This is a genomic window from Luteibacter anthropi (assembly GCF_011759365.1).
Classification (GTDB): Bacteria; Pseudomonadota; Gammaproteobacteria; order Xanthomonadales; family Rhodanobacteraceae; genus Luteibacter; species Luteibacter anthropi.
In genome coordinates, this window is the sequence record NZ_JAARLZ010000009.1 from 1 (window position 1) to 17,443 (window position 17,443).

Consider the following 17,443-nt stretch of genomic DNA (forward strand, 5'->3'; position numbering starts at 1 on the left):
CGTCGTCCCTGCGAAAGCAGGGATCCAGTGCGGTGCAGCCGGTGTTTGCGAGAGGGTTACCTGCACACAAGCCGATGTAGCGTGGCTATGTTTACTGGTGAACCGGGGCGCTGGGTTCCAGCATTCGCTGGAACGACTGCAAGATGGCGATTCCCTACCTGTCCCTCACGTCGTCCCTGCGAAAGCAGGGATCCAGTGCGGTGCAGCCGGTGTTTGCGAGAGGGTTACCTGCACACAAGCCGATGTAGCGTGGCTATGTTTACTGGTGAACCGGGGCGCTGGGTTCCAGCGTTCGCTGGAACGATTGCAAGATCGCGATTCCCTACCTGTCCCTCACGTCGTCCCTGCGAAAGCAGGGATCCAGTGCGGTGCAGCCGGGGTTTGCGAGAGGGTTACCTGCACACAAGCCGATGTAGCGTGGCTATGTTTACTGGTGAACCGGGGCGCTGGATTCCAGCGTTCGCTGGAACGACGTGAGGGGTAACCGACGTCAGGCGGCTACCGTGGCGTCGTGTTTTTTAGCTGCAAGCATGCGTGCGATCGACGAGGCGGCTTCGCGGCCATCGTAAACTGCGCGCACCACGAGATCGGCGCCGCGTACGTTATCGCCACCAGCAAAAACCTGCGGATGACTCGTCTGGTGCGGAAGGTTTCCCTCGGCGCCGGTCACGATGCGGCCGCTGCGATCGCGGGCGATACCGAAGGCATCGCACCACGACGGCGGGCTTGGCTGGAAACCGAAGGCCTGGATCACAACATCGGCGCGCAGGTCGGTTTCGCTGCCTTCGACATTGCGCGGGCGCGGACGGCCGTCACCCTCATCGACCAGCTGCGTCTCGACGACACGCACCGCTTTGATCCGGCCGTTATCGCCCACCAGTGACATGGGCTGGCGCTGGAAGAGGAAACGCACGCCTTCCTCACGGCTGTAACCGACTTCGCGGCGCGAACCCGGCATGCTCGGTTCATCGCGACGATAAACGCAGGTCACGGAAGCCGCACCGAGGCGGATCGCCGTGCGGTTGCAGTCCATGCCCGTGTCGCCACCACCGAGCACCACGACATGCTTGCCGGCCAGATCGTATTCCGGTGCAGGTGCCTCGTCGCGCAGCAGCCGCTCGGTGTTGGCGATGAGGAACGGCAGCGCATCGTGCACGCCACCCAGTTCGCGGCCTTCAAGCTGCCCATCGACATAGGTATAGGCCCCGGTGCCGACGAACACGGCATCGTAATCGGCCAGCAGCTCGTCGAATTCGATGTCGCGCCCGATCTCCACGCCCAGGTGGAAACGCACACCCATGCCTTCGAGCACCATGCGGCGTGTCTTGACGACGTGCTTGTCGAGCTTGAAGGGCGGAATGCCGAAGGTGAGCAGGCCACCGATTTCATGCTGCCGGTCGAAGACATCGGCGGCGATACCAGCGCGGCGCAGGCGATCGGCACAGGCAAGCCCTGCCGGACCGGCACCCACGATGGCAACGCGCGCGCCGGTTTCCTTCACGCGGGAAAGATCGGGGCGCCAGCCCTGGCGGATGGCTTCGTCGGTCACCCAGCGCTCCACGCTTCCGATGGTGACGGCGCCGAATTCGCCCTGCTCCAGCGTGCACGAGCCTTCGCACAGGCGATCCTGCGGACAGACGCGGCCGCAGATTTCGGGAAGCGGATTGGTCTCGTGCATCAAGGTGGCGGCCTCGAAGAGGCGACCGTCCTGCACCAGCTTCAGCCAGTTCGGGATGTAGTTGTGGACCGGACAGGCATGCTCGCAATACGGGTTGCCGCAATCGATGCAGCGCTCGGACTGCTGGGCTGCCTCCGTGGAGGCGAAATCGCCGGAAATTTCACCGTAGCCGAGCACGCGCACGGCCACCGGAACGGTGCGCGGCGTCTGCCGGGGTACGTCGAGGAATCGGAAGTCCTTCGCGCTCATGCCGCACTCCGCAGTTCTTCGGCCAGGGCATCGAGGCTGGCGGCCTTGGGCTTGACCAGCCAGAAGCGTTGCAGCAAACCACGGAAATCACCCAGCACGCGCTGGCCCCATGCACTTGCGGTGAGTTCAGCGTGGCGTGCGATGAGCTGGCGAAGGTGCTGCATGTAATGTTCCATGCCTTCGTGCGAGATGCGCACGATGTCGACAAGCTCGTGGTTGTAGCAGTCGACGAAATTGCGCTCCAGGTCGAGCACATAGGCGAAGCCGCCGGTCATGCCCGCACCGAAGTTCAGGCCGGTGCGCCCCAGCACGGCGACCACGCCGCCAGTCATGTATTCGCAGCAGTGATCACCGGCGCCTTCCACCACCGCCAGTGCGCCGGAGTTGCGCACGGCGAAGCGCTCACCGGCCTGCCCTGCGGCGAACAGCTCGCCACCCGTGGCGCCGTAGAGGCAGGTGTTGCCGATGATCGACGCATCCTGGCTTTCGAAGGGCGAATCTTCCGGCGGACGCACCACGATGCGGCCACCGGCCATGCCCTTGCCCACGCCGTCGTTGGCCTCGCCGATCAGCTCGATATGCACGCCACCGGCATTCCACGCACCCAGGCTCTGTCCTGCCGATCCGGTGAGATGAAGATTGAGGGGCTTGCCGGACATGCCTGCATCACCCCAGCGTCGCGCCACGTCACCGGACAGGCGGGCACCGATGGCGCGATCCGTGTTGGCGACCGGATAGCGGAAGGTACCGCCCAGTCCGTCGGTGACGGGCTGGCGAGCGTCGGCGGAGATACGGCTGGCAAGCGTGGCCGGGTCGCGCATGGGATTGCGTGCGAAGGTGCACGCGAAGTCCACCTTTTCACCCAGTCCATCAGCGGTGACCAGGGGCGTGAGATCAAGGCGCTCCTGTACCGGCGTGACACCGTCGCGACGTTCCAGCTGGTGTGCCTGACCGATCAGCTCGGCCAGCGAACGCACGCCAAGGCGCGCGAGATGACGACGGACGTCTTCCGCGACGAAGCGGAAATAATTCATCACCATGTCCGGCAGGCCAAGGAAATGCTTCTGGCGCAGCACCGGATGCTGGGTGGCGACACCCGTGGCGCAGTTGTTGAGATGGCAGATACGCAGGTACTTGCAGCCCAGCGCCACCATCGGACCGGTGCCGAAACCGAAGCTCTCTGCACCGAGCATGGCCGCCTTGATCACGTCGAGGCCGGTCTTGAGGCCGCCGTCGGTCTGCAAACGCACGCGGCCGCGCAGGTCGTTGATGCGCAGTGTCTGCTGCGTTTCCGCCAGACCCAGCTCCCATGGCGTGCCGGCGTACTTGATGGAGGTGAGCGGGCTCGCACCGGTACCGCCGTCGTGACCCGACACGGTGATGAGATCCGCTCCCGCCTTGACTACACCAGCGGCAACGGTGCCGACACCGGCATGGGAAACGAGTTTCACCGATACCAGCGCCTGCGGATTCACTTCCTTGAGGTCGTGGATCAGCTGGGCGAGATCTTCGATGGAATAGATGTCGTGGTGCGGCGGCGGCGAGATGAGGCCGATGCCGGGCTTGGCATAGCGCAGCCGGGCAATCGTCGCATCCACCTTGTGGCCGGGAAGCTGACCACCCTCACCGGGCTTGGCGCCCTGGGCGATCTTGATCTGCAATACCTCGGCATTGACGAGATACGCCGGCGTCACACCGAACCGACCGGAGGCCACCTGCTTGATCTTCGAGGCCTTGTCGGTGCCATAGCGCGAAGGGTCTTCACCACCCTCGCCCGAGTTGCTGCGCGCGCCAAGGCGGTTCATGGCGATGGCAAGCGCCTCGTGGGCTTCCGGCGACAGCGCGCCGAGCGACATGCCGGCGGAGTCAAAACGCTTGAGGATGTCTTCGACCGGTTCGACCTCGTCGAGCGGTATGGACGTGCCGCCGCGCGGTACGAGAAGGTCGCGCAATGCCGATGGCGGACGCGCGTCGACGTGGTGCGCGTAGATTTCGTAGTCCTTCCACTCGCCCGTGCGCACCGCCACCTGGAGGCTGGCGATCACATCGGGGTTGTACATGTGGAACTCGCCGCCGTGTACATACTTATACAGGCCACCGGCACGAAGCGACTGGGCTTCGTCCCAGGCCTCGGCAGCGAGCAGGCGTTGTTCGTGTTCGAGGTCGGCGAAGGTGGAACCGCCGATGCGCGACGGTGTGCCGGGGAAACAGATGTCGACGACGTCCTTCGACAGGCCCACGATCTCGAAGAGCTGGGCGCCGCGATAGCCGGCGACCGTGGAGATGCCCATCTTGGAGAGGATCTTCAGCAAGCCCTTGCGGATGCCGCGACGGTAGTTGCGGCCAATTTCACGCGGGGCGCCTTCGCCGTTGCGGATATGTCCGCTGCGGCCCAGGTCGAACAGGCTCTGGTAGGCGAGCCAGGGATAGATCGCGGTGGCGCCGAAGCCGAGCAGGCAGGCGAAGTGATGCGGGTCGCGCGGCGTAGCCGTCTCGACCATGATGTTGCATTGACATCGCAGGCCACGATCCACGAGGCGCGCATGCACGGCACCCGTGGCAAGCAGCGAGTGAATGGGCAGCAGTTCACGGCGAGGATAGCGATCGCTCAGGAAGACGATCCTCACGCCACCGCGCACGGCGGCCTCCACGTCGTCGCAGATACGCGCCAGCGCCTGTGCCAGTGTCTCGTCCGCGCCGTACATGAGGTCGAAACGCGGCGTATCGGCGTAATCGGGATTGGCGAGGATCTGGCGAAGCTTGCGCTGGGAAAGGATCGGCGAATTGAGCAGGATCTGCTTCGCGTTCTCCGGGCCCAGGTCGAAGATGTTGCGCTCCTGGCCGATCTGCGTGACCAGTGACATCACCAGCCGCTCGCGCAACGGATCGATCGGCGGATTGGTGACCTGCGCAAAACCCTGGCGGAAGCGGTCGAACAACGGACGGATCTGCCGTGAAAGCACAGCCATGGGCGTGTCGTCGCCCATGGAGCCGGTGGCTTCGGCTTCGGATTCGGCCAGCACCTTCAGCACGGACTCGCATTCTTCGCGGGAAAGGCCGTAGAGCTTCTGGTAACGACGCAGTTCGTCGGCCGGCAGCGGTTCGGCCGCGAGGCTGGGGTCGATCAGATCGGATTCGAGGTAGGTGACGCCATCGCGCAACCAGTCGCGGTACGGTGCACGCGCCTTGTTGATCGCATCGATGTCGGCATTGCGCAGAAGGCGATGCTCACGGAAGTCGACGGCGATCATCTCGCCCGGAGCGAGACGCCCCTTGGCAACGATGCGCGACGAAGGGACGTCCCACAGACCCGCCTCGGAACCAACGATCAGGTGGTTGTCGTCGGAGAGCGCCCAGCGGGCGGGACGAAGGCCGTTGCGATCGAGCGTGCAGGCGGCGTAGCGCCCGTCACACATGACCAGGCCGGCCGGGCCATCCCAGGGCTCGCTATGCAATGCGTAGTATTCGTAGAAAGCCGCGAGGTCTTCGTCGATATCTTCGCGTGCCGCATAAGCCGGCGGCACGAGCACACGCATGGCCGTGATGAGATCCATGCCGCCCATGAGCAGCACTTCGAGCGCGTTGTCGAGGCTTTCCGAATCCGAGCCTTTCTGCCGCACCAGCGGACCGATATCCGATAGATCGACCTTGTCCGAACGCATGACCGAGCCACGCGCTTGCATCCAGCGCCGGTTGGCGCGGATGGTGTTGATCTCGCCGTTGTGAGCAAGGAAACGGAAGGGCTGCGCCAGCCGCCACTGCGGCGACGTGTTGGTGGAGAAGCGCTGGTGGAACACCACCGCGTCGGCGACGAGCGCCTTATGGTGAAGATCGGGGTAGACGTCGCGCAGGCGACCCGGCGCGGCCATGGCCTTGTAGCCGATCACTTCGCCCGATAGCGAGACCACATAGAAATGCGGATCGTCGGAGAGACGAAGCTCGGCGCGACGGCGTGCGCGGAACAGTGCGGCCTCGAAGGATTCCGGCGACAGGTCGCCCGGTGAATCGACGAACACCTGGCGAACGCGTGGCATGGCAGCCGACGCGAGCGGACCGCAGGCGGCGCCATCCACGGCGACGTCGCGCCAGCCGGCCACACGCAGGTTCACGGCGGCCAGTTCGTCCTCAAGAACGGACGCAGCCGCGTCGTTTCCTTCCGGATCGAGAAAGACGACGCCAGCGGCGAAGTGCGTAGCCAGGGAAATACCGGATTCGGCGGCGAGCGCGCGCAACCATTCCACCGGACGGCGGAACAATACGCCACAACCATCGCCGCTTATGCCGTCGGCGTTGACGCCACCGCGATGCGACAGACGTGCGAGTGCGTCGAACGCGGTGTCGACGAGTTTTGAACTGGCGTGGCCATCTATCTGCGCGACGATACCGAAGCCGCAGCTGTCGTGTTCGAACGCCTCATCATAGAGGCGCGGAGTGCCTTGCTTCACCATCCGCCTCCTCGTGGCATTAGGTTGTGCTGGGTCGTGCGCGCACGTGTTCCCGCGGCCCAGGACGGGCCGACCTCACGTACACGCGGATAGGCATGCGCCCCACTTTAGACATAATTGCGGCGCTGCGTCAAAGGCATTCGGACGTCCATATGAAAATCCAACGGAATGGTTACAAACGGAACGATCGCCCATGCTGGCCGACGGCTGCCGTAACGCACGTGACTCGCGCAGGAGCGCGCCTTGCGCGCGAGCGTTCCAGACCGGGCGGCTCACCGTTCCGGTCCGGTCGCGCGCAAGGCGCGCTCCTACAGGGGGAGTGGGCGGATGGGTCATAATCCGGATCATGCGCCCAATCCGACTTCTGCCCGCCCTGCTCGCCACCGCCCTCGTCCTCGCCCCCCTCCCGGCCGCGTTCGCGGCCCAGGATGGCAAGGCCCGGACCGAGCAGGATCAGGCCCGGCAGAAACTGGACACCGTGCGCAAGGACATCGAGTCGCTCACAAAGGAACAGCGGGAAACGGCAAACACCCGCGACAGCGCCAATGCCGCCCTGGCGAAGCAGGCCGAACAGGTCTCTGCCGCCGCCCGCGCCGTGCGCGACACCGACACCGAGCTGGCCCAGCGCCAGCACGATCTCGACCAGCTCGGCCAGCAGAAGGCCGAGATGCAACGGGGCCTGGACAAGCAAAAGGGCGCCCTCGGCGACCTGCTACGGGCCACCTATAGCCTTGGCCGCGGCTCCGACCTGCAATTGCTGCTGGGTGACGAAGATGTGAACCGCATCTCGCGTGCCCTGGCCTATTCGCGCTACTTCCAGCAAAACCGCGTCGACCGGATCAAGGGATTGCTCGCGGATCTTTCGAAGCTGCAGGAGGTCGAAACCGCCATCACCGCCGAACAGCAGAAGCTGGAGGGGACCCGGGCCGAGCGCAGCAAGCGGGCGGCGGAACTCGAAAAGCAGCGTGGCGAGCAACAGAAGCTGGTGGCCGAAGCGAACTCCAGATACAAGGACCAGGCCCAGCGCATGGCCGCCCTGAAGCAGAACGAGCAGGACATGAATGCCCTGGTCGCCAAGCTGCAGAAGGTGATCGACGAGGCCGCCAAGGCCGCCGAACCGGCGCCGGCCCCGAAGGGTGCACCGCCCTCCGCGCCGATGGGCAACCTTCGTGGCAACCTGCCCTGGCCCGCCTCCGGTGCGGTGCACGCGTACGGCAGCGGCGTGATCATCGTCGCGCCGCGAGGCAGCGAGGTGAAGGCGGTGGCACGCGGTCGCGTCGTCTTCGCCAACTTCCTGCGCGGCTACGGCATGATGATCATCGTGAACCACGGCAACGGCTTCATGAGCATGTACGGCAACAACGAAACGCTGCTGCACGGCGTGGGCGACATGGTGGAAGCCGGCGAAGCCGTCGGCACTGCGAGTGCCCCGGTCGGCGACAGCGGCGCGTATTTCGAGCTGCGCCAGGGTGGCAAGCCCATCGACGCGCGCGGCTGGCTCGGCAAACGGCATTGATCCTGGAGAAAGGCATGCGTCAGCACCCCCTTCGCCTCGCCCTCGCGCTGGTCTTCGGCGCCGTGGCGACCCTTCCCGCCCAGGCTCAGCAGAAGCCGCTCAAACAGCCCGATGCCCCCGCAGCGTCGTCGTCCACGGCGGCAAAGGTCGTCAACGAGGCCGACGATTCGGTCGATCTGGACGATATCCGCAATTTCACGCGGGTGTACCACATCGTGCAGCAGGCCTATGTCGAGAAGCTCGACAACAAGACCATCATGAAGGCCGCCATCAGTGGCATGTTGCAAAACCTCGATCCGCACAGCGAATACCTCGACAAGGACGGCCTGGCCGAACTCGACGAAGACACCACGGGCCAGTACGGCGGCCTGGGCATCGAGGTGTTGCAGGTCGATGGGTCGCTGAAGATCGTCGCGCCCATCGACGACACGCCGGCCTCGCGCGCGGGCATCAAGCCAGGCGACATCATCCTCAAGGTGGATGGCATGGTGATCGACGGCCAGAACATCGATGAAGCATTCAAGAAGCTACGTGGCGATCCGGGGTCGAAGATCACGCTTACCATCCTGCACGAGAAATCCGACAAGCCCATCGACATGCCACTGGTGCGCGAGCGCATCAACGTCACCAGCGTGAAGGTGCGCCAGCTCGATCCGGGCTATGTGTACATCCGCCTCAGCCAGTTCCAGGAAGACACCTCCACGGATCTGGAAAAGAAGCTGAGCGACTACATCAAGAAAAACGGCGCGCCGAAGGGCGCGGTGCTCGACCTGCGCTCGAATCCCGGTGGCCTGCTGACCAGTGCCGTGGGCGTGGCCGATACCTTCCTGGACAGCGGCGGCATCGTGAGCACCAAGGGCCGCCTGCCCGATGCAAACCTCAATTTCGAGGCGCATCCGGGCGACCTGCTCAACGGTGCGCCGATGGTTCTGCTTGTCGACAATGGCACGGCCTCGGCCGCCGAGATCGTCTCCGGTGCACTGAAGGACAACCATCGCGCCCTCATCATGGGCCGGCGAACCTTTGGCAAGGGCGTGGTGCAGACCGTGCTTCCGCTGGACCAGGATCACGCGGTGAAGATCACCACGGCGCGTTATTACACGCCGAATGGCACCTCGATCCAGGCCGAAGGTATCAAGCCGGATATCGCGCTGGCCGATCTTGCCGTGAGCAAGGGAGATACCGCGCCGTCGCTGATCGGGTCGGAAGCCGACCTGCCGAATCATCTGGCCAATGAAAAGGCCGGCAAGGATGACGGCAAGGGTGGCTCGGATGACGATGGCAAGCTGGCCATCGAGGATTACGCGCTGTCGCAGGCGTTGAATGTGCTGAAGGGGTTGTCGCTGGTCAGGAAGTAACCGGCGAAGTTGGTCGCGCGCGAGGCGCGCTCCTACAGGGGCTACGCTTGGGGTGGCCGGTGCCTTGTAGGAGCGCGCCTTGCGCGCGACCGGATCGCAGCCCCGAGCAGGTGATTACCCCTGCTCAGGCGCCTTCAGAAGAAACCGCACCGCCAGCAGGCCCAGCTCGTAGAGCAGGCACATCGGCACGGCCAGCATCACCATCGACAGCAGGTCGGGTGGCGTGATGAACGCCGCAATGGCGAACGCACCCACGATGGCGTAGCCGCGACCCTTGCTCAGCTTCTGGGCATCCACGATGCCGATCGCCGCCAGGATCACCACGGCCACGGGCACCTCGAAACACAGGCCGAAGGCGAAGAACATCAGCATCACGAAATCGAGGTAATGCGTGATGTCCGTCATCATCGCCACGCCATCGGGCGTCACGGCATTGAGGAACTTGAACGCTGCCGGCAGCACGACGAAGTAGGCAAAGGCGCAACCCGAATAGAACAGCACCAGCGAGGCCACCAGCAGCGGCCGGGCCAGGCGCTTCTCGTTCTTGTACAGGCCCGGGCTCACGAAGGCCCACAGCTGGTACAGGATCATCGGCATGCTGATGAACAGCGCCACGAAGAAGGCCAGCTTCAGCGGCGTAACGAAAGGACTCGCCACCTCGGTGGCAATCAGGTGCGCACCGGCCGGCATGCGCTCCACCAGCGGCTTGGCCAGCTCCGCATACAGATGGTTCGCCACCGGCACCAGGGCCAGCAGCACCAGCAACAGCACCACGATGGCCCGCAGCAGGCGCGAACGCAGCTCGATCAGGTGGGAGAACAGGCCCTCTTCGATGCCGCCCTCGGTGGACGGATCGGGGTCAGCTACGGTCATGCGGCTCGTTCCTGGGCGCCGGCGGGGTATCGCTGGCGATGGCCGTGGTCTCGGCCTGCACCGCCGGAGCGGCGGGCTGGGTGTCGGTGAAGGTCTCGCGCACGCGCTCGCCCGTCTGGCGCATGTCGGCCCCGGTGGCGCGCAGGTCGTCGCGGACGCTGTCGTGGGCGGCACGGGCGCTCTCGGCCGTCTCACGAATGGTGCGACGGATTTCCTCGGCCTGGATCTCGCGCTCTACCTCGGAACGGACGCTGTCCCAGCCGTTGCGAACCCGGCGAAGCAGCGCGCCCGCCGTGCGGGCGGCATGCGGCAGGCGCTCGGGACCGAGGACGATGAGCGCCACCAACGCGAGCAGCAGCAGTTTGCCGAAGCTGATCTCGATCATGGCGGCGCCAGGGTCACGGGTTGCGGTCGTGAGACTCGGCGTTTTCGCGCTGGGCGGTGGAGGCGGCGGCCGGCGGCGGGTCGGCGCGCAGCTTCTCCTCGCGGCGGGCGGCTTCTTCGTCGCCGCCGTCCATGCCCTTCTTGAAGTCGCGCATGGCACCGCCCAGGTCCGAGCCGATGTTACGCAGCTTCTTCGTACCGAAGATCAGCACGACGACGAGCAGCAGGAGGACGATATGGGTAATGCTCATGAAAACCTCGAAGGCCCGCTAAAGGCCGGTGGGACGGGGCGGCGCCGGGAGGGCACCGTCACTTCTGAGTGTACTCTTCCAGTTTATCGCGGAAATTCACCACTTCGTTGGGTACATTCTCAACGCCGTTTTCAAAAATCCGCCGCGCCGTGACGCCCTTGCCGTACACGGCCTCGTTGTAATCGTCGTCGATGGCCAGTCGGGCGCCATCCAGCGCGATGCCCGCGAACAGGCCCTTGCTGCGCGAATACGAGTAGATTTCGGCCTTCAGCTGGCCGTCGGTGGCCGCCGTGGCAGTACGCCCGACCGGGCCGGCTGCCGCCGAGGCGTCGGCGCCGAGCGTGAATTTGCCGTTGACGATGTTGTCCACGCCACGGGTGGTGCGGAACACCAGGATCACGTCGGTGGACGAGATGCCGGCCTGGAAGCCCACGCTGCCGCCGGTCATCGAGATGAAATTGGGGTTGGACCAGGTGCCGTCAGCCGACTTCACCGAGATGAGCCCGTTGCCGTGGCGGCCGCCGAAGATCAGGCCCGCCTTGATCATGCTGGGGATGACCGCGATGGCCTTGGCGTTCTTCAGCAGGTCGGAAGGCAGCTGCTTGTCGGGCGCGCCATCCTTGGTGTTGAACATGTCGTCGAGCACACGGACCGCGTCGCCGGACTGGTTCAGGGCTTCCTGGCGGCGGGATTCGGCCTGCACCGCGAAGGCGGGCAGCAGGGCCACGAGGCCAAGGAGAAGCAGGCGGGCAGTACGTTGGGTCATCAGGGGCTCCTATCGGTAGCGAGGGGCATCGAAGGCTGCGGCAATGGATGCGAGCGGGGCCGCGCCACGCTGTGGCAGACTGCGGCGATCCCCCGCGAACAGCCGTCACGCCGATGCCAGGTACTCCCAACTATACCGGCCTTGCCGGGTATTCCCATGACATTCCCGCCCGCACCGGGGTGCTGCTGGTTAACCTCGGTACACCCGAAGCACCCACCGCGTCGGCATTGCGCCCTTATCTTGCCGAGTTCCTCGGCGATCCTCGCGTCATCGAGTATCCCAGGCTGCTGTGGAAAGCCATCCTGCACGGCGTGATCCTGCGGGTGCGCCCCAAGCGTTCGGCGCATGCCTACGCGAAGGTCTGGACCGAGCGCGGTTCACCCCTGCGCGTGGGCAGCGAAGCACTGGCGGCCGCATTGCAGGCCGAGCTCGACCGTCGCCTGCCCGGCCCGGTGAGCGTCGCCCTGGCGATGCGCTACGGCCGGCCCAGCGTGCGCGACACCATCGTGCGCATGCAGCGCGAGGGCGTGCGCCGCCTGCTCGTTCTGCCGCTGTATCCCCAGTATTCGGCGACGTCCACCGGCAGCGTGTTCGATGCCGTGGCCGACACCATCAAGACCCTGCGCTGGCCGCCCGAGCTTCGCCAGGTCAACGATTACCACGCCGAGCCGGCGTACATCGCTGCGCTGGCCGACAGCGTGCGTTCCCACTGGGAACGCCATGGTCGGGGCGAGAAATTGCTCATGAGTTTCCACGGCATCCCCGAACGCTACCTGCATGCGGGCGATCCTTACTTCTGCCACTGCCATGCGACCGGCCGCCTGCTGCGCGAGGCCCTGGGGCTCACGGAAGACGAAGCGTCGCTGAGCTTCCAGTCCCGCGTGGGCCGCGAACGCTGGCTGCACCCCTATACGGACGAAACCGTGCGCGCCCTGGGCGCCAAGGGTGTGCGTCGGATCGACGTGATCAGCCCGGGCTTCGCCGTGGACTGCCTGGAAACCCTCGAAGAAATCGCCATGCAGAATGCCGAATTCTTCCGCGAGGCCGGTGGCGAAACGCTCAGCTACATCCCCTGCCTCAATGCCGATGCAGCCCATGTGCAGGCGCTGGCCGATCTCGTCGCTCGCCATACGCAGGGCTGGCCCGAAGCATCGCCCAGCTACGATCCTGCTGCGGCCGCCACGCGACTGGCTACCTCGCGCGAACGCGCGCGGCAGGTGCGTGCCGATGCGTGAGTTGCGCTTTGAGATTCCCGGCCTCGAACTGGCCGGGTTGACCTGGGGTCAGCCTGACGCACCGCCGCTGCTGCTCGTCCATGGTTGGCTCGACAATGCGGCCAGCTTCTCGCTGCTGGCACCATGGCTCGCCGACCGCTTCCATGTGATCGCGCTCGACCTGCCCGGTCACGGGCATTCGCAGCACCTGCCGCCCGGCAGCGTCTACCAGCATGTCGATTACGTGCGTGCCCTGCTCGCCGCCGTCGACAAGCTCGCCCTGCCCCGCTTCCACCTGCTCGGCCACTCGCTGGGTGCGGGTGTCGCGACGATGCTTGCCATCGCCGCGCCTGAACGCGTGCGCGCACTGGCCCTGATCGAGGGGCTGGGGCCGCTGGGCGACGATGGCTCGCGCACGCTGGAGCGTTTTCGCGAAGGACTTGCCTCCGCCAACGGTAATAACCGCCCGTTGCGGGTGTTCGCCAGCATCGAGGAAGCCGCACGGGCCCGTGCCATCGCCAGCGGGCTCGATGCCACCCTGGCACGTCCTATCGTCGAGCGGGGACTGCGTCAGGTCATCGGCGGACACAGCTGGCGGAGCGATCCGCGCCTGTCGCGTCCCACCGCAATCCGGCTGGCCGAAACCCAGGTCATGTCCCTCCTTTTGGGTCTCGGCGTGCCGACATCGCTGCTGCTCGCTCTTCCCCATGCGCCCTATCTGGAACCGGAAGCCATGCAGGTGCGCATCGACTGCGTGGACGACATCCGCGTCACCCATATGGACGGCGGGCATCACTTGCACCTGGAACACCCGCAGGCCGTCGCCGACTGGGTCCTGGCTGCCTTCTGACATGCTGCGAATCGTCACGCGCCTGTTTCCGCTGTGGGCCGTCCTCGTGTCGCTTCTGGCGTATATACGGCCGGGTGCTTTCCTGCCTGCCGCACCGTGGATCAGCCAGCTGCTCATGCTGGTGATGTTCGGCATGGGCGTGACCCTCAGCGTGGACGATTTCCGGCGCGTGCTGTTGCGTCCGGCGCCGGTGCTTGCCGGAACCTTCCTGCATTACCTGGTGATGCCGCTTGCCGCATGGGTGCTGGCGAAGCTGTTCCGCATGCCACCGGATCTTGCCGCGGGGATGATCCTCGTGGGCAGTGTCGCCAGCGGGACAGCATCGAACGTGATCATCTACCTGGCGAAGGGGGATGTCGCGTTATCGGTCACGCTATCTTCGGTATCAGCGCTGGTGGGCGTGATTGCCACGCCGCTGCTCACCCGATTCTACGTGGATACGCGCATCGCGCCCGACACCCTGGGGATGCTGCTCAGCATCGTGCAGATCGTGGCATTGCCGATCGGCCTCGGTCTGATCGTGCATCACACGTTCGGGCGCATGGTGAAGCGTATCGAACCGGGGCTTCCGGTATTTTCGATGCTTTGCGTGCTGGTGTTGATCGGTATCGTCGTTGCCGGCAGCCAGCCATCCATTGCCTCGGTGGGGCTGGTGACCTTTGTTGCCGTCGTGCTGCATAACGGGATCGGTCTGCTGAGCGGGTACTGGGGCGGGAAGCTGTTTCGTTTCGACGAATCGACCTGTCGTACGCTGGCCATCGAGGTGGGCATGCAGAATTCAGGGCTCGCGGCGACGCTGGGCAAACTCTATTTCTCGCCGCTGGCCGCATTGCCCGGGGCGTTGTTCTCCGTGTGGCATAACCTGTCAGGGTCGATGCTGGCCGGCTATTGGTCTGGCCGGCCCGTGACAGGATCTCTCGATGACCGGTCGCGCGCGAGGCGCGCTCCTACACGATAGCGGGGACACCAACGGCCCATTCGCCCTGTAGGAGCGCGCCTGCGCGCGACCGGATTTCGCGATGAATGACCACGCGAAAGGCGGACGTAGACACCAACGACCCCGTCGCCCCTGTAGGAGCGCGCCTGCGCGCGACCGGGTTTCGCGATGAATGGCCACGCGCAAGGCGGACGGAGACGCCAACGACCCGTTCGCCCTGTAGGAGCGCGCCTGCGCGCGACCGGGTTTCGCGATGAATAGTCGCGCGCAAGGCGCGCTCCTACACGATGGGGTCGAAGCGCACGGGGAGGTGCACCGGCGGCTGCACCAGCCAGTGATCGGCCAGGAGGAAGGCGAACAACACCATCAGGTAGATGATGGAATAGTTGAACATCTTCATCGGGAAATAATCATCCGGCGGATTGAACAGCTTCACCGCGTACCAGAGGAACCCTGCACCGAGCACCACCGCACCAAACAGGTAGATGAGCCCGTTCATGCCCGTGAGATACGGCAGCAGCGTCACCAGGAACAACAGCACCGTATAGAAGAAGATGTGCCAGCGCGTGAACTTCACGCCATGCGTCACCGGCAGCATGGGCACCTGCGCGCGGGAGTAATCATCCACGCGGAAGATCGCCAGCGCCCAGAAATGCGGCGGCGTCCACACGAAGATGATCAGCAGCAGCTGCAAGGCATACGGATGCAGCGAATCGGTGACTGCCGTCCAGCCCAGCACCGGCGGTGCGGCACCTGCAAGGCCGCCGATCACGATGTTCTGCGGCGTGGCACGCTTCAGGTAGGCGGTGTACACCACCGCATAACCGATCAGCGAGAAGAACGTGAGCACCGCCGTGAGCATGTTCACCAGGAACACCAGGATCAGCATCGAGACGATACCCAGCGTCATGGCGAACACGAATACCTGCATCGACGTGAGCTGCCCCGTCGCCAGCGGCCGGTGCGAGGTGCGGGCCATGAGCTTGTCGATACGCTGGTCGATCAGGTGGTTGAACGCCGCCGCCGAGGCGGAAGCCAGCCAGATGCCCAGCGCACCGAAAATGCCCGAATGCCAGGTCGGCAACACCCGCTGCCCGTCGGAGTCCACGGCGAGGAACATGCCGATCACGGCGCAGAAGACCAGCATCGCGACGACGCGCGGCTTGGTCAGTTCGAGGTATTGGCGAAACGTATTCACAGGGACTCCATCGTCCTGGGCAGGCGCTGCGTGCGGGCAAGCGCCATGAGCAGGGTAAACAGCAACAGGGCGGCCACGCCATTGTGCGCCGTGGCCACCGGCAACGGCAGGCCAAGATGCACATTGCCGATGCCCAGCAACACCTGGGCCACCAGCACCACGCCGATGGCGATGGCCGTGCCCCGCAAGCCGGCACGACCCAGGCGATGCGCCAGCCAGGCGAGATAGCAGAAGGTCACCAGCGCACCGATGCGGTGGGCGATCTGGATGGCGCTGCGCGCCGACATATCCAGCACGCCGCCCTCGTAATTCACGCCGATACCGCGCCAGAGCACGAAGGCCTGGTGGAAATCGGTCTCCGGCCACCACTGGCCGAGGCACTTCGGGAAATCCACACCGCAAGCCAGCGCCGCATAGTTGGAGCTGGTCCAGCCACCCAGCGCGATCTGGCAGACCAGCACCACGATGCCGATGGACACCGGCGCACGCAGCGCGCGGTAGCGGTCGTCCGACGAACCGATGCGCCACCAGCGCAATGCGGCCCAGGCCAGCAGGGCAAACGTCGCCAGACCGCCCAGCAGATGCCCCATCACCACGATGGGCTTCAGCAGCAGGGTGACCGTCCACATGCCCAGCATGGCCTGGAAGATGATCACGGCCAGCGCCACTACCCCGACTTTCCACGCCCCGGGGCGATCCAGCGTCGCGGCAGCGATCAGCGGCAAGGCAATGGCAAACGCCGACAGCACGGACGACACCACGTGCTCGCCCCGCATGTACATCACGACACCCACCGCAGCGAAAACGGCCGCCAGCAACACCGCCACCACGGCCATCCGCCGGCGCCATGCCGAAATCAGGGCAATCGCCAGCACCATCACACCCAGGCTGCCGGCGAGGAAACGATGCACCTGCTCACGCCAGGCCTTGTGGGTTTCGTAGGGGCGATCCGGAAAGGCCTCGTTCGCCTGCGCGATGTCCTGCGCATGACCCGGCCAGGTGGCCTTGCCATAGCAGGTCGGCCAGTCGGGGCACGACAGGCCCGCATTCGACAGGCGGACAAAGGCACCGAACATCACCACGCAGAAAGCGAAGAGCGCGGCGAGCAACGCCAGGGTGCGCAGGGCTTTCACTGCACGGGGAGACATCAGCGGATCACCTTCTGGAGGTCCTTGCGCAGGCCGTTCGGATCGAATCCGGCCGGATACCAGGCCAGCGCGGTGGCATTGGACTCGACCAGCACGGCGGCCACGCTGTCGGGCTCGGTCGGACGGAATTCGGCGAAGGCGTTCGCGGCATCGCTGCCAGCGGCATAGTCGCCCATCACACCCGCCGCACCGGGCGGCGGCTCGCCGAGATACAGCAGGCGCAGGCGATCGGCATTGCGATTGAGCACGATGCGCGCATTACGCATCAGGCCCAGCGTTGCCACGCAGCGTGCGGCACAGGAAGGCCCCGGCAGCGCCACGAGTGTGAGACGCGGCTCGCTGTCCCGCCAGGCCCACGGCTGGCCGGCCACATCCACGCGCACATCGGCCACGCTGCGCTGCGGCACGATGGGCTGGCCGTTGCCCTTGCCATCGGGCTGCCAGCCGCTCAGCGTGAGCAACCCCGCCGCGACGATCGGCGCGAGGAAGACGAGCATGATGAGCACCAGCTTGAAGCGGCCGTTGCCGGGCCTGGCGTGCGGGGCTTTCGGTTCGGTCATGGAGCGGGGCCGTCCC

General features: G+C 65.4%; 14 protein-coding genes. 5 read left to right on the top strand and 9 right to left on the bottom strand.

Going from position 1 to position 17,443, the window contains the following annotated elements:
• Positions 1-490: 490 nt before the first annotated feature.
• On the bottom strand, positions 491-1,927 hold the full coding sequence (locus tag HBF25_RS15850) for an FAD-dependent oxidoreductase (protein ID WP_166950091.1): 1,437 nt from the start codon (positions 1,925-1,927) through the stop codon (positions 491-493).
• On the bottom strand, positions 1,924-6,375 hold the full coding sequence (gene gltB, locus HBF25_RS15855; protein ID WP_166950093.1) for a glutamate synthase large subunit: 4,452 nt from the start codon (positions 6,373-6,375) through the stop codon (positions 1,924-1,926). The genes HBF25_RS15850 and gltB overlap by 4 nt, the downstream gene beginning before the upstream one ends.
• A gap of 343 nt (positions 6,376-6,718) precedes the next feature.
• Between gltB and HBF25_RS15860 the strand changes: the two genes are divergently transcribed.
• The gene (locus tag HBF25_RS15860) at positions 6,719-7,888 is read left to right on the top strand and encodes a murein hydrolase activator EnvC family protein (protein ID WP_166950095.1); all 1,170 of its coding nucleotides are present in this window, start codon (positions 6,719-6,721) and stop codon (positions 7,886-7,888) included.
• Positions 7,889-7,902: 14 nt separating this feature from the next.
• Positions 7,903-9,246: a S41 family peptidase gene (locus tag HBF25_RS15865; RefSeq protein ID WP_166950097.1), complete on the top strand. Its 1,344-nt coding sequence runs from the start codon at positions 7,903-7,905 to the stop codon at positions 9,244-9,246.
• Positions 9,247-9,360: 114 nt separating this feature from the next.
• Here the strand turns inward: HBF25_RS15865 and tatC are convergent, their stop codons facing one another.
• From tatC to HBF25_RS15885, 4 genes are read right to left on the bottom strand one after another with little or no spacing between them, the layout of a single operon-like run.
• Complete coding sequence (gene tatC / locus HBF25_RS15870; RefSeq protein WP_166950099.1) at positions 9,361-10,119, bottom strand: twin-arginine translocase subunit TatC; 759 nt, start codon at positions 10,117-10,119, stop codon at positions 9,361-9,363.
• Positions 10,106-10,504 (bottom strand): Sec-independent protein translocase protein TatB, encoded by a 399-nt coding sequence (gene tatB / locus HBF25_RS15875; protein ID WP_166950101.1) that lies wholly within the window; start codon positions 10,502-10,504, stop codon positions 10,106-10,108. The genes tatC and tatB overlap by 14 nt, the downstream gene beginning before the upstream one ends.
• A gap of 13 nt (positions 10,505-10,517) precedes the next feature.
• The gene (gene tatA / locus HBF25_RS15880; RefSeq protein WP_166950102.1) at positions 10,518-10,754 is read right to left on the bottom strand and encodes a twin-arginine translocase TatA/TatE family subunit; all 237 of its coding nucleotides are present in this window, start codon (positions 10,752-10,754) and stop codon (positions 10,518-10,520) included.
• Positions 10,755-10,812: 58 nt separating this feature from the next.
• Positions 10,813-11,520 carry a lipid-binding SYLF domain-containing protein gene (locus HBF25_RS15885; protein ID WP_166950104.1) on the bottom strand — a complete coding sequence of 236 codons (708 nt, stop codon included), beginning with the start codon at positions 11,518-11,520 and terminating at the stop codon, positions 10,813-10,815.
• Between the two features lie 113 nt (positions 11,521-11,633).
• Between HBF25_RS15885 and hemH the strand changes: the two genes are divergently transcribed.
• From hemH to panS, 3 genes are read left to right on the top strand one after another with little or no spacing between them, the layout of a single operon-like run.
• A complete protein-coding gene (gene hemH / locus HBF25_RS15890) occupies positions 11,634-12,755 on the top strand; it encodes a ferrochelatase (RefSeq protein WP_166950106.1) in 1,122 nt (373 codons plus the stop codon).
• The gene (locus HBF25_RS15895; RefSeq protein ID WP_166950108.1) at positions 12,748-13,584 is read left to right on the top strand and encodes an alpha/beta fold hydrolase; all 837 of its coding nucleotides are present in this window, start codon (positions 12,748-12,750) and stop codon (positions 13,582-13,584) included. Before hemH ends, HBF25_RS15895 begins: the two co-directional genes overlap by 8 nt.
• A gap of 1 nt (position 13,585) precedes the next feature.
• Complete coding sequence (gene panS / locus HBF25_RS15900) at positions 13,586-14,542, top strand: ketopantoate/pantoate/pantothenate transporter PanS (protein WP_166950110.1); 957 nt, start codon at positions 13,586-13,588, stop codon at positions 14,540-14,542.
• A gap of 259 nt (positions 14,543-14,801) precedes the next feature.
• On the opposite strand, the gene cyoE is transcribed toward panS, so the two are convergent.
• Genes cyoE through HBF25_RS15915 form a run of 3 tightly spaced genes read right to left on the bottom strand, consistent with a single transcriptional unit; the run spans position 14,802 to position 17,427 of the window.
• On the bottom strand, positions 14,802-15,719 hold the full coding sequence (gene cyoE, locus HBF25_RS22265; RefSeq protein WP_166950112.1) for a heme o synthase: 918 nt from the start codon (positions 15,717-15,719) through the stop codon (positions 14,802-14,804).
• The gene (locus HBF25_RS22270; RefSeq protein ID WP_166950114.1) at positions 15,716-16,867 is read right to left on the bottom strand and encodes a COX15/CtaA family protein; all 1,152 of its coding nucleotides are present in this window, start codon (positions 16,865-16,867) and stop codon (positions 15,716-15,718) included. The genes cyoE and HBF25_RS22270 overlap by 4 nt, the downstream gene beginning before the upstream one ends.
• A complete protein-coding gene (locus tag HBF25_RS15915; protein ID WP_166950116.1) occupies positions 16,867-17,427 on the bottom strand; it encodes a hypothetical protein in 561 nt (186 codons plus the stop codon). Before HBF25_RS15915 ends, HBF25_RS22270 begins: the two co-directional genes overlap by 1 nt.
• Positions 17,428-17,443 lie beyond the last annotated feature (16 nt).